This window comes from Vallitalea pronyensis (assembly GCF_018141445.1).
In the GTDB taxonomy this organism is placed as follows: domain Bacteria; phylum Bacillota; class Clostridia; order Lachnospirales; family Vallitaleaceae; genus Vallitalea; species Vallitalea pronyensis.
Map to the genome: position 1 here is coordinate 3,362,625 of NZ_CP058649.1, position 13,438 is coordinate 3,376,062.

At 34.8% G+C, this 13,438-nt stretch carries 11 protein-coding genes; 9 read left to right on the forward strand and 2 right to left on the reverse strand.

Annotated features, from left to right (window positions below; translation table 11 throughout):
* Nucleotides 1-164: 164 nt before the first annotated feature.
* The 5 genes from aroB to HZI73_RS14220 all read left to right on the forward strand — a co-directional run bounded on the left by aroB (nucleotide 165) and on the right by HZI73_RS14220 (nucleotide 5,852).
* On the forward strand, nucleotides 165-1,259 hold the full coding sequence (aroB, locus tag HZI73_RS14200; protein WP_212694049.1) for a 3-dehydroquinate synthase: 1,095 nt from the start codon (nucleotides 165-167) through the stop codon (nucleotides 1,257-1,259).
* On the forward strand, nucleotides 1,256-1,741 hold the full coding sequence (lspA, locus tag HZI73_RS14205) for a signal peptidase II (protein WP_212694050.1): 486 nt from the start codon (nucleotides 1,256-1,258) through the stop codon (nucleotides 1,739-1,741). The genes aroB and lspA overlap by 4 nt, the downstream gene beginning before the upstream one ends.
* On the forward strand, nucleotides 1,741-2,655 hold the full coding sequence (locus tag HZI73_RS14210) for an RluA family pseudouridine synthase (RefSeq protein WP_212694051.1): 915 nt from the start codon (nucleotides 1,741-1,743) through the stop codon (nucleotides 2,653-2,655). The genes lspA and HZI73_RS14210 overlap by 1 nt, the downstream gene beginning before the upstream one ends.
* Before the next feature lie 237 nt (nucleotides 2,656-2,892).
* Complete coding sequence (locus HZI73_RS14215; RefSeq protein ID WP_212694052.1) at nucleotides 2,893-4,335, forward strand: tagaturonate reductase; 1,443 nt, start codon at nucleotides 2,893-2,895, stop codon at nucleotides 4,333-4,335.
* A gap of 41 nt (nucleotides 4,336-4,376) precedes the next feature.
* A complete protein-coding gene (locus tag HZI73_RS14220; RefSeq protein WP_212694053.1) occupies nucleotides 4,377-5,852 on the forward strand; it encodes a UxaA family hydrolase in 1,476 nt (491 codons plus the stop codon).
* A gap of 112 nt (nucleotides 5,853-5,964) precedes the next feature.
* On the opposite strand, the gene HZI73_RS14225 is transcribed toward HZI73_RS14220, so the two are convergent.
* A complete protein-coding gene (locus HZI73_RS14225; RefSeq protein ID WP_212694054.1) occupies nucleotides 5,965-7,275 on the reverse strand; it encodes a Gfo/Idh/MocA family protein in 1,311 nt (436 codons plus the stop codon).
* A 224-nt stretch (nucleotides 7,276-7,499) separates the two neighbouring features.
* On the opposite strand from HZI73_RS14225, the gene HZI73_RS14230 reads away from it, so the two are divergent.
* Both HZI73_RS14230 and HZI73_RS14235 read left to right on the forward strand, forming a co-directional pair.
* On the forward strand, nucleotides 7,500-8,342 hold the full coding sequence (locus HZI73_RS14230) for an AraC family transcriptional regulator (RefSeq protein WP_212694055.1): 843 nt from the start codon (nucleotides 7,500-7,502) through the stop codon (nucleotides 8,340-8,342).
* Nucleotides 8,343-8,454: 112 nt separating this feature from the next.
* Entirely contained in the window at nucleotides 8,455-9,231 is a 777-nt protein-coding gene (locus HZI73_RS14235) for a methyltransferase domain-containing protein (RefSeq protein ID WP_212694056.1), read from the forward strand.
* A 156-nt stretch (nucleotides 9,232-9,387) separates the two neighbouring features.
* On the opposite strand, the gene HZI73_RS14240 is transcribed toward HZI73_RS14235, so the two are convergent.
* A complete protein-coding gene (locus HZI73_RS14240; RefSeq protein WP_212694057.1) occupies nucleotides 9,388-10,725 on the reverse strand; it encodes a hypothetical protein in 1,338 nt (445 codons plus the stop codon).
* Between the two features lie 719 nt (nucleotides 10,726-11,444).
* Here HZI73_RS14240 and HZI73_RS14245 point away from each other — a divergent pair.
* Together HZI73_RS14245 and HZI73_RS14250 are read left to right on the forward strand one after the other, a co-directional pair.
* Nucleotides 11,445-12,488, forward strand: coding sequence for a tyrosine-type recombinase/integrase (locus HZI73_RS14245; protein ID WP_212694058.1), 1,044 nt, complete (start codon nucleotides 11,445-11,447; stop codon nucleotides 12,486-12,488).
* Between the two features lie 209 nt (nucleotides 12,489-12,697).
* Nucleotides 12,698-13,372: a Crp/Fnr family transcriptional regulator gene (locus HZI73_RS14250; RefSeq protein ID WP_212694059.1), complete on the forward strand. Its 675-nt coding sequence runs from the start codon at nucleotides 12,698-12,700 to the stop codon at nucleotides 13,370-13,372.
* Nucleotides 13,373-13,438 lie beyond the last annotated feature (66 nt).

Below are 13,438 nucleotides of genomic sequence, written 5' to 3' on the forward strand. Positions count from 1 at the left end.
AGTCTTGGATTACCTCTAAGACTTTTCTTCATGCTTTAAGCGTGTTGGCGTACTATATTTTAACATCTACTTTTTGATTTTTATCTTTTCGGGACGTAGTCGTTTGGTTTGGATACTCGAAAGTAGTTGTAAGATAACAGTTAATGAATGAAAGAGGTAATACGATGAGACATGTTCAAGTACAGACCACAAAAAATGAATACCCCATCATTATTCATCATAATTTTGACTTATTGTGTGAACATCTGGTGAAGCAAGGGGTACAAGGGAAAAAAGTTTGTCTGATTACAGATGACAATGTCAGTCCCCTATATTTAAATCATGTGGTGAAGCTACTACAAACCATTACAAATGAAGTATCGTATATTGTAATTCCCCATGGTGAAAAGAATAAAAATCTAGATACCATACAAACAATTTACGAAGGGTTATTAGCACATAAATTGGACCGAGAATCTGTTCTTATTGCTTTAGGTGGTGGTGTAACTGGTGACATGGTTGGATTTGCATCAGCAACGTATATGCGGGGGATTGATTTTATACAGATTCCAACCACGCTGTTAGCCCAGGTGGATAGTAGTATTGGAGGCAAAACAGGTGTTGACTTTGATGGTTATAAAAATGTAGTAGGTGCTTTTCATCAACCAAGATTGGTTTATATCAATACTCAAACCTTGTCTACTTTACCTATACGTGAAGTACAAGCAGGTATGGCAGAGATTATTAAACACAGTCTTATAGAAAGTGCCACCTATTTTAAGTATATCACATCTCACCCTAGAGAAATTTTGGCACTAGAATCAGAAATACTAGAAGAACTTATCTACGAATCCTGCCTTATCAAAAGCAAGGTTGTATCCGCTGACGAAAAAGAGAAAGGACTTCGAGCAACACTTAACTTCGGACACACCATTGGTCATGCAGTAGAACGGTTATTAAACTTTTCATTATTACATGGTGAATGTGTTGCTATCGGTATGGTGGCTGCAGCCTATTTATCCAAGGGGCTTAATCAAATATCAGCAAAGGATTTCATGGCTATAGAAGCTTGTATGGAAGCTTTTAACCTGCCAACACGTTTGGATAATTTAGACCCTGAGGTTGTCTATCAAGAGTTGTATTATGATAAAAAAACCAAATATAATGCGTTGAATTTTATCGTTTTAACATCTATTGGAAGCTGTGAAATGAAGCATGATTTAGAAAAAAATGTTATAATAGACGCTATAAAATATATAATGCAAGGAGATAGTCAATGATACTCATGATAATAAGTGTTATATTATTGGTGGCACTTGATCAATACACCAAGTATTTAACGGTTCTTCACATTCCTAGAAATGATTACATCCCAATAATTGGCGATGTATTTGGTCTATCTTATGTAAAAAATACAGGGGCGGCTTTTGGAAGTTTACAAGGAAATTGGTGGTTTTTCATTATTATTACAACCATTATACTTATCATCATGATATATGTGTATACCAAAATTCCTAAACATAAACGATACAATCCCATACGTGTAACGCTTATCCTTATTATTGCAGGTGCAATAGGTAACTATATTGACCGTATTCGGTTGACTTATGTTGTGGATATGTTATATGTAAAATTAATTAATTTTCCAGTATTTAATGCAGCAGACTCTTATGTGGTGGTCGGAGCTATTCTATTGGCCATACTCATGCTGTTTAAGTACAAGGAAGAGGACTTTAGCTTTCTTAAGAGGAGCAAGGAATAATGAATGCTTTTAAGTTTGTTGCCCAGTCGGAAGATGTGGGGAAGCGTATTGATAAATATTTATCCGAAGTATTACCTGACTATTCAAGGTCTTTTATACAACGGATGGTTAAAGACCAGCAGGTGTCCATTAATAAGAAACCGATTAAATCCAATTATAAATTAAGAGTTGGCGATATTATTGCGTTAAATATACCAGCACCAAAAGCATTAGATATACCTGCTGAAAACATACCACTGGATATACTCTATGAGGATAAAGACGTACTTTTGGTTAACAAGCCTCAAGGCATGGTGGTTCACCCGGCGCCTGGTCACCACACAGGAACCCTTGTCAATGCAATTATGTACCATTGCCAAGATGATCTGTCAGGTATTAATGGCATTATGCGACCAGGTATTGTTCATCGTATTGATAAAGATACATCCGGTGTTCTGATTGTTTGCAAAAATGACTTGGCTCATGCATCTATAGCGGAACAACTAAAAAACCACTCCATAACCAGGAAATACAACGCTATTGTATATAATCATGTAAAGGACGATGAAGGTGTCATTAATGCGCCTATAGGCCGACATCCTGTTAATCGAAAGCAAATGGCCATTAACACGAAACAAGGCAAAGAAGCGGTTACCCATTATCGCGTATTGGAAAGAATCAATCAGTATACCTATGTGGAACTTCAATTAGAAACAGGGCGAACACATCAGATAAGGGTCCATATGACAAGTATACATCATCCCTTATTAGGTGATCCTGTATATGGTCCCAAAAATAATCGTTTTAAGTTAAAGGGACAAGCACTTCATGCAAGAATTCTAGGTTTTATCCATCCAACAACCCAAGAATACATGGCGTTTGAAGCACCGTTGCCCAATTATTTTACAAGTCTATTGGAAAAACTAAGAAGATAATAAGGGTTTTTATTGTACCGATTATCCGTATATGTTATAATAAACACAAATGAATGGATCAAGAAGAGTAGACGTATATGTTGAAGTATGCGTTTTACTTGCTCATTTAATGCACACGTGAGCATAAACCCTAGGCATGATACATGTGATTTGTCCAGAAGCCTTATCACATGATTATTTTTAATGGCAATGCTCACGTGTGCGTTGCTGTATACGATTACATTGGAGGCTATAAAGATGAGATTATCAAGCAAACATATCAACAGAATTAAACGACCAGAACGAATATTGCAATTTGGTGAGGGTAATTTTTTACGGGCATTTACAGATTGGATGATTCATAAGATAAATCAAGAAGCCTTGTTTAATGGTCACATTGTCGTTGTTCAACCAATTGAAAAGGGTTTGATTGATATACTTAATGAACAGGATGGGTTGTATACACTGTATCTAAAAGGAATTCAAAATGGTCAATGCATCCAGGAGCATCTATGTATTGATGCCATAAGCAGAGCTATAAATCCTTATGGTGATTATGATGCCTTCTTAAAAACAGCTACCCTTGAAGAGATGCGTTTTGTGATATCCAATACCACAGAGGCGGGTATCTATTATGAGGAAGCTGACCAGTTAACTGATACACCACAAAAAAGCTATCCAGGAAAGCTGACAGCATGGTTATATCATAGATACCAATATTTCCAAGGTGATTGCAGCAAAGGAATGGTGATTATCCCCTGTGAATTAATTGATAAAAATGCAGAAAAACTGAAAAAGATCATCATGAAGCTTGCAGCACAATGGCAGCTAGAATATGGATTTATGGACTGGTTAGAGAAGGCTAATACATTTTGCAACTCACTGGTTGATCGTATTGTTCCTGGATACCCTCGAGAACGAATAGATGAAATAAACATAAAATTAGGTTATGAAGATAAGTTAGTTGTAGAAGGAGAACCTTTTCATCTATGGGTAATTGAAGCTCCAGAAGAATTAGAAAGAGAATTACCACTGAATAGGACAGATTTACAAGTGCTGTTTGTAAAAGATCTCACGCCTTATCGAACACGAAAAGTAAGGATACTTAATGGTGCCCATACTTCTATGGTACCTATTGGGTATCTCTATGGTCTAAGAACAGTGAGAGCATGTGTAGAAGATCAGGTAATTGGTCAGTATGTTCGTAATACCATATTTGAAGAGATTATACCTACATTAACCTTACCCTATGAGGCGTTAGAAGCTTTTGCAAATGATGTTATGGAACGTTTTAAAAACCCCTACATACAACATTATCTCATGGGTATATCCCTTAATGCCATGTCTAAGTATAAGACACGCGTATTGCCATCACTTATAACCTATTATCAACAAAAACATGAATTGCCAAAACGACTCGTTATGGCACTGGCTGCCTATATTTGCTTTTACAAAGGAAAATACGCAAATGAAACAATAGAGCTACAAGATGAGCAGTGGGTATTAGATTTTTACAGTGAGCAATGGAAAAAAGAGCCAACAACCATAGAGGACTATAAAAACATGGTAGTTCAGATACTGAACAACGAAAAACTATGGGGACGAAAACTCAGTGAAATAGATGGTTTAGAAGATTTACTTGCTCATTATGTACAGATTATATATGAAAAAGGGATACATGAAATCGTTGATAACTTATAGCAAGATTAGCATAGTAAGACATGAAAGAGGTGATGAAGGTTATGCAATACATAAAGATTCATGAGGATGACAATGTTGTTGTTGCTTTAGAAGATATGGATAAGGGAACACTTATCGGCAATGGGGTTTATTTGCAAGAGTCCATTGGCAGAGGTCATAAAGTTGCTATTAACGATATAGCTCAGGGAGACTTAGTCATAAAATATGGTTATACTATTGGCTATACAACCCTACCAATAAAAAAAGGGGAATGGGTACATACACATAACTTACAAACATGTCTGGAAGGCAGCGTAAGCTATACATATCATCAACAGCTTATATGTTTACCCGAAAGCAATAGAAGGTTGACGTATCAAGGATACCTTCGGAATAATGGCGACGTGGGTATTCGCAATGAGTTATGGATCGTACCCACAGTCAGTTGTGTTAATGGGATAGCAGATAATATCATTCGTTTATTCAAAGAAGAAGTGAGCCCCATCTATGCAGAAGCAATTACCGCTCAAAAACATCCCTATGGGTGTTCACAGATGGGTAAAGACCATGATGATACAGTAACCATCCTTCGTGATCTCGTACGGCATCCTAATGCTGGCGGTGTACTTGTGCTAGGTTTAGGATGTGAAAACAATACCATGGACGTATTCAAAGAAGGTCTTGGGGATTATGATAAGCAAAGGGTTAAATTTATGGTATGTCAAGATGTAGAAGATGAATATCAAGAAGGTGTCAATTTGCTTAAGATACTTCATGAACAGATGAAGGATGATAAGCGTGAAGAAGTGCCTTTGTCTACACTGAAAGTGGGGTTAAAATGTGGGGGTTCCGATGGGCTATCGGGTATAACGGCTAACCCTCTTGTTGGTAAGTTCTCAGATTTTTTAGTCAGTCAAGGGGGTACAACCATTCTAACAGAAGTACCTGAGATGTTTGGAGCAGAAACAATCTTAATGAATCGTGCCAGAAATAAGGAGATATATGAAAAAATAGTATCTCTTATACAAGATTTCAAAAATTATTATATGCAGTATCATCAACCCATATATGAAAACCCTTCACCTGGTAATAAGAAAGGGGGTATATCGACTTTGGAAGATAAATCCCTAGGATGTGTCCAAAAAGGTGGGACAGCAATGGTTGAAGATGTATTAAAGTATGGAGAACGCATCAAGATACAAGGGCTTAATCTGTTATCTGCTCCTGGTAATGATTTAGTTGCCACAACAGCATTAGGTGCTTCAGGATGTCAGATGGTACTCTTTACAACGGGTAGAGGTACACCTTTTGGTGGCTTCATACCGACAGTTAAGATTTCAACCAATACGGCCTTGTACAGGAAAAAGAAACACTGGGTTGATTTTGATGCTGGCGAACTTATGGAAGGTAAGACTTTAGACAAGATGTTAGATGCTTTTATAACATATCTCATAGATGTGGCATCTGGGAAGCTTGTTGAACATGAAGAACAGCATATTCGAGATATGGCTATATTCAAGACAGGTGTAACCTTATAATATTTGTTTCTATAAACAAAGGGGCTGTAAGAAAATTTTTAGTACAGTGACGTATATCTTCCTACGTATGTACCGTCACATGATTTTCTAACAACCTCTTTGTAACATACTTTTAAAACTGAATCAGCTGATTAACCTTTATGGGCATACCACTAGCAATGGATTTATTAGCAGCAATACCTGTGAGTATAGACATAGCCCCATCTTCATGGGTGGCAGCTCTTTTCAACGGGTCTTCACCAGCTTTTTCACTAAATAGATCTTTTAATAAGGCGGGATCGCCGCCACCATGGCCACCTAATTGTATGGGCATCTCAAGGGTGTATGCTTCACCAAACTGAGGATATACTGTAATGGACATACCTTTTAAAACACCTTCTTTGGAAGCATCACCTTGACCATTCACGTAGACATCTTCAATGGATGTCACTTCAAGACGACCTTTATCACCTGTAAAGTTTACACGGTAGCCTTCCCATGGGGAATAAGCTGTTAAGGAATAGGTAAGTAGTGCTTTGTTTTTATAACGTACCAGTACACTCATGGTATCTTCAATACTAATACCATCCCCAAATACGCTTTGATCCCTTAAATAACCATCTTCTTGTTCAGCATCTAAATAAAGTTCTTTTAGATTAGAACTGTCTTTCATATGTAGGGCAAATGGGTCGTTTTTAGCATATTCAGAGTCATGAGCACGATAATAGAAATGTTCTACACCACGATTTTCAGCATTTTCTCTTCCGTAAAACATAAGGTCACCAAAAGCAAATACAGTATCGGGTTGAGAGTGGAGCCAAAAATTAACCAAATCAAAATGATGGGTTGACTTGTGCACGAGTAAACCACCGCTGTTTCGTTTATCACGGTGCCATCGTCTAAAATAATCAGCACCATGACGAGTGTTTAGTAACCATTCAAAGTGTATGGCATTAACTTTACCAATGGTATCATTCATGATTAATTCTCTGATTTTTGAATTAAGTGGGGCATAGCGATAATTAAAGCTTACCCGTAGACTTTTTCCTGTTTTTTTCTGCACATTTATAATGTCTTGACATTTATCTTCGTCAACGGTCATGGGCTTTTCTGTGATGACATCACATCCTAGCTCCATTGCACGGATAATATAATGGTGATGGGTCCGGTCAACAGTTGTTACAATGATACAATCTGGTTGTGTCTCCTTAATCATTTGATCAAAAGCATTATGTTTATAGGTTGGGACTTTTTTTCCACCTAATTCAACCATGCGTTTGTTTGTTACATGCATCCTTGTAAGATTGATATCACATAACCCTACAATTTCAGTAGTTTCAGCATAATCTTGTATGAGTGCTTCATAAAAGAAACGAGCTCGCCCACCTAAACCAACAATGGCATATTTCTTCATAATTTTAGTATCCTTTCTTGTTATAAACACAAGTGTTCATGTTTTGAACATTTTTTGTTTCACCATACCTCATTGGAATAACCTTAATGAGGTATGATTTTAATGACATTATAAGGTATTCATTGTGTAGATACTGCGTAAATGGTGCTGATTTTCATAAATAATATGCATTTTATGCTTTTTAGTCATTTACGTTATGGTTTTAATCATGTATGATAACACCATAGGAATTTATAGATAGTAGGTGATATGATTTGGAAATTTTGTATAAAAACGAACAACCTTTCATGGAATTTAGTGAAGCCATTAATCATGGTAATACCCGTATGGATGCAAGTCATTTTCATTCAACCTATGAAATATATTATTTACAAAAAGGTTACTGTGATTATTTTATTGAGAATAAACTGTATCATGTAGAAGCAGGGGATGTGGTGCTCATTCATAAACATCTTTTACATAAAACCCATTATCCCAAGGCAATGGACACAAAGCGTTTATTGGTGAACTTTGATGATAAGTACATAGCCACACAACATTCAGAGGATATACAGTGGCTATTGGCTTGTTTTAAGCGTGATAATCCCATCATTCGGTTTCATCAGCAAGATAATAAACATAAATTGATGCAACTATTTTCAGAACTAGTTATCTTGAGTACCAGGCAACCTGATGGTTATAGATTTCAATTGGAAACATGTTTTCATCAATTGCTTATTTTAATCAGTAAAGGCCATAAAGACGATTATATTTCTCCAAAACACCCCAGTGATATAGAAAAGAAGATGCTTGATATAGCCCAGTATATTCATAGTCATTATATTAATGATATTCGTTTGGCAGAACTTGCAAAAACATTTTTTATTAGTCCACACTATCTATCCCATAAATTTAAAGCAGTAACAGGTTTTTCCATAACAGATTATATTCATTCTATCCGTATAAAAAGAACACAAGAATTATTAATTAACACCAATAAAAAAATAATTGATATTAGTCAAGCATGTGGGTTTGGGAGCGTATCACAATTTCAACGTGTATTCCATAAATATTGTCATATGACACCTCGCCAATTTCGTAAAATTAACAGCAGGTAGGAAGAGTCAATCATAAGCATTCCTACGCTGTGTTTAATTGAACGTAAATGATGCTTGTAAATAAACCGGTGTTAGTATATAATAGTAGCAATTTATATAGGGAGGCGTTAGTATGCATGATTGGAATCCTAATCTTTATTTAAAGTTTGAAAAAGAAAGAACACAACCGGTTATTGATTTGATTTCTAGAATAGAACTTGATCAACCCAATCGTATATTGGATATTGGGTGTGGACCAGGCAATAGTACACGTAAACTTCAAAAACGATGGCCAGATGCAATGATTGTAGGGCTTGATAGTTCAGCCAATATGATAGAAAAAGCACGAAAAGCGTCACCAGATATTCAGTGGATTCATGCTGATGCCAACGGTGATTTATCCACTTTAGGTACATGGGATGTGGTGTTTTCTAATGCAGCAATTCAGTGGATGCCTAATCATGAGTTATTGATCCCTAAACTATTTTCCCTGGTTAATCCCGCAGGTGCATTAGCTATCCAAATTCCTGAAGTTAGTAAGATGCCCATGCAACTGGCTATTGAGGAAACAGCTGCTAGCAAGAAATGGCAGCATATTAGTATTGAAGGGGACACGTTCACTTTAAATGAAGCAGATTATTATTATGATTTACTTAACAAGCTAAGTGATGAAGTATACATATGGGAAACCCATTATTACCATGTGATGGAAAATCATCAACAAATTATTGATTGGTACACATCTACAGGTATGAAACCTTATCTAGACCGTCTTAGTCAAGATTCAGATAAAAAAGAGTTTGCTAAAGATGTACTTAAGATAATAAAAAATGCCTATAACATACAAAATGATGGACGTGTATTATTTCCATTTAAACGGGTATTTTTTATAGCTACTAAACATGAGTAAATGAACATGATCAAAAATCTAATGTTTATAAAAGATAACCCTATAAAAAATGTGCATAAGAAAAGAGAGCAAAAAATGCTCTCCTTTCATCTCTAGCTGTTTTATTTTATGAAAAAATCCCTCTCCTTAGCACACAACTTAGTATGTGATTACTCCTTATTTTGTGCTAATGAACTCACCATTTTCAGCAGAAACAATAGCAGTAATGCCATCTTCGCTAACAAATTCATAGGCTGGAACAATTTCTTCATTTTGGAAGCTGTAGCATGGATTCACTGTTACGAAATTTACTTTTCCACCTTTTACTTGATTGGAGATTTCTTTTGATGCATTTTCTAAAGCTTTATTAACAGGCATAATATTTAGTTCATGACCTGATTCATTGGCTGTTAGATGGATATCACTCCACATGTCTGAAACGCTTACGATTTCATCCCCATTAACGAGTATGGAAATATGGTCACAAGCGCCATTTGATCGTATATTTAAACCATCAATGGTTCTTGCATATCTGACAATATAGCCTACAGTCATAGCATCATTGTCATTGACAATTGCATCTATGGCTGAAACATAATCCAAAGTAATATCTTCAGTGGTGTATCCATTTTCTACTAACCACGCCTCGGCTAATTCTACAGCTTGACTTCTTGATGTGGTTACCTTTTCAAGAAATTCTTCACTTGTTGACATGAATTTTGCTGGTGCTTTTTCTTTTGGTATTAATCGAGTCATATCGGTATCAAGGTAGTTTTTAAATTGGTCTTCAAATGTTCTTTCATCCGCTAATAGAGCTTTTGAAGCACTAACATTTTTTTCTAACATGTCCGTATGTAAGGTTGAAGCTTTAGGTATATTACCTGTTCGTGCAGAATATTCTACAATGTTACTACCTTCTTTTACATAGCCACACCAACGATCGTTTAAATAATAGATAGGGGAGTTGGCTAAGTACCAACCTTTCATGTAGTTGTTTCCATTTGCTAAAGCATCGCCTAGATTATTCACAACATCTTCATCAATGTAATCATAGGAAACCTTTGTATAGCCTAATATTTTTTCTGCTGTACCACCAAACTGATTTTTCCAGCTTGTATCACTTAAAGTAAGGCAAGTAGCGATGATAATATTTTCTGCTTGAACGGTTACATCACCTGTTCTAAGACTACCATTAGCAGTCATGATTGAACCCACATTACCATGTCCTGTATGATAAACGGTTTTAACATACATATTTTGAAAATAGTTTTTCAAACTGCTCGTTGTTACATTTGTATTTTCTGCTTCTTTGCTATAGCCTAAGCTGTTTAATCGATTGGCAAAGATATACATGTCTTTATTATCAAGATTATCTTTGACACAAGTAATGATATACTTATTTGATGCCGCTCTCTCATCTACAGTTGTAGCTATAACAGTTGTGCTTCCAATGATCATGGATAACATCAACATAACTGATAACAATTGTCCAATTCTTTTTCCTTTGAATCTCATAAATAATTCCTCCTATTAATCCTTTATTCATTATAGATATATTTTTGTGCACACTTAATAGTCCATGGATAGGACTTCGGTATTTTCTTTAGCAATACTAAGCAAAAAATTGAGATAAATTAGTCCAATATATTAAACTAACATTATTTTACCACTATTAAGTATAAAAATCAATATTAATAAAATATTTAAATTATATAATGAAAATAAAAAATATTAAAATGTTTTATTTCCTATTCAAATACTTTTTGTAAACATGAAACCTTGTCCATAGAGGAGAGTGGAAATTTACTGTCTCTATAAATATCGTTCTTATTAATAAACAAATACTTCTTCATGGCACATCACTGCACGGTTAGCCAATATATATCATGATCTATAGATGATTTCCTGTTGCTATCATTACATTTTAACTAATAGGGTATACTTCATATATCGTTGGTGCAATTAATGAAAAATATACGAACTCACTATAGATAAATATACGAACTATCTCTTGATAATCGATATAGAATAAGGTAAAATATCTGTATAAGCCTATATAATCAAGCTTTACATTACATACACCTTGTTCATATAAAATTATTATTATATGAACAGGCTAAAATACAGCTTATAATGAAAAATTGATAGGCATAGACCCCTAGGATAGGGCAAGTATACTATAATTATATTATGTAAACTAAATTGTATTTTTACATAGAAGGGAAAAGAGCATCATGGAGCTAGAACCAAATATTTTTGATATTATATCTCTTAATAAGAAATATATGAACTATCTGAAAATTAATCGTCTTTCTGAGGCCACAAAGAAAAATTACCAAGTGACCTTGAACCAATTTTCCAATTACATCATAGAAAATAAAGGCAGTCATTATGTGGAGGAAGACCAACTAAAAGACATTATAGAAGGATTTCTATCAGCATTAGATACGGATACACGTCAATACAAAACGAGAAGCATTAATGCCAAGCGGAATGCTTTGACTGGACTGTTTAAGTATGCCAATGAAGAGGAAATTATTCAGGTAAGTGTTAGTCATAAGCTAAAAGCATTAAAAATTGATACCACCCAAGAAAAACCAATCTTGCGAAAACATGAAATTGACAAGGTATTAAAACTTTTAGATCAAGAGGCAAGCCATACCCATCAAGAAACGTATGAAACCTTAGAAGATCAATACTATCAGGTCTATTATAAAATACGCAATCGTTTCTTGATTCATCTATTTCTTTACACGGGACTTCGTATATCTGAAGCAGCGAAAGTCATGTGGGATGATTTCAATCTGGATAGCAAGTTGTTAACCATAACAGGAAAAGGCAATAAAACCAGGTGGGTGCCTCTTAACAGTCAACTTATGTTTGCATTTTTTAAGTATAAAACAGCAATTGACAGGTTAGGGAAGACCATTGTAAGTGAAGCATTAAAGATGAATCCATCACTTTTTCATAGTAAATATCTGTTCCCATCCTTGTATCGTCAAGGACAGGATACACCTCTAACAACGAGACGTATAGCCATTATTATTGAAGACATCCTTGAACGTACGGGTATTAATGGTACAAGGAATTATGAAAAGAAAATCACCCCCCATAGCCTTAGACATACTTTCGCAACCTACCTGCTAGACAGTGGTGTACCTGTTAGAATCGTTAGTGATATTCTAGGGCATCGTCGTACCAGTACTACTTTTGATAATTATATTCAGATCATCAATAAAAATAGAATGTTTGATGAGATTGAAAAATTGAATTATTGATTAATAAAGGATGAAAGTAGACTGTAATATTATTATGTAAACTTATAATGTATATATGCTGATTGGATTTATAATATGTTATAATTATAAATATTAGGTTAATATAAAATAATAATAAATAAGTTAGAATTATACAATAAAAAAGTAGACCATAAAAATTATATGTAAACCATTAAAAAAAATCATATCACGTATGGAGGAATAAGACCATGAAATTAATAAAAATGCTTCAAAAAAGTGAGATTTTTTCGGGTATAGGTAGTGAGGATATTGAACAGTTACTGCAGTCAATTCACTATCAAATGAAAACATATGAAAAAGGTGAAATTGTTGCACTTGAAGGTGAGAAGGCTACACATGTTGACATTGTCATTCAGGGAGAAATAGCCATTAATAAACTATATGAAGATGGCAAACAAGTTCATATTAAGAAAATGTCTTCTGGGAATTTAATTGGTTTTGCTTTGGTTTATTCCGATGATCCTGTCTATGCAAACACCTTAGTAGCAAGTGGTAAAACAGAAATTATGCGTATATCCCATGAAGATATGCGTCACCTATGTGAGAAAAATGCTACATTCTTACATAATTTCATCCGACTTATATCCAATCAAGTGGTGTATTTAAGCGAACGCATAAAGCTGGCTAATTACAGTACCATACGAAAGAAAATAATTGATTTAATACTGAAATTACACCGGCAGCAAGGTAGCTATTTTATTCAATTAGGTATGACAAGAAAGAAAATGGCAGAATCCTTGGGGGTTTCAAGACCTGCTTTATCACAAGAGATGATTCATATGAAAAAAGAAGGGTTAATTGATTATGCAAATCAGTATATTGAGATTCTAGATTATCAAAGTCTAGTGGATATGCTAAATTAAGGGATAAAATATAAAAACAAAATAGGTGAGATAATGAAAATAGATAGACTTCTTGGCATTCTTATA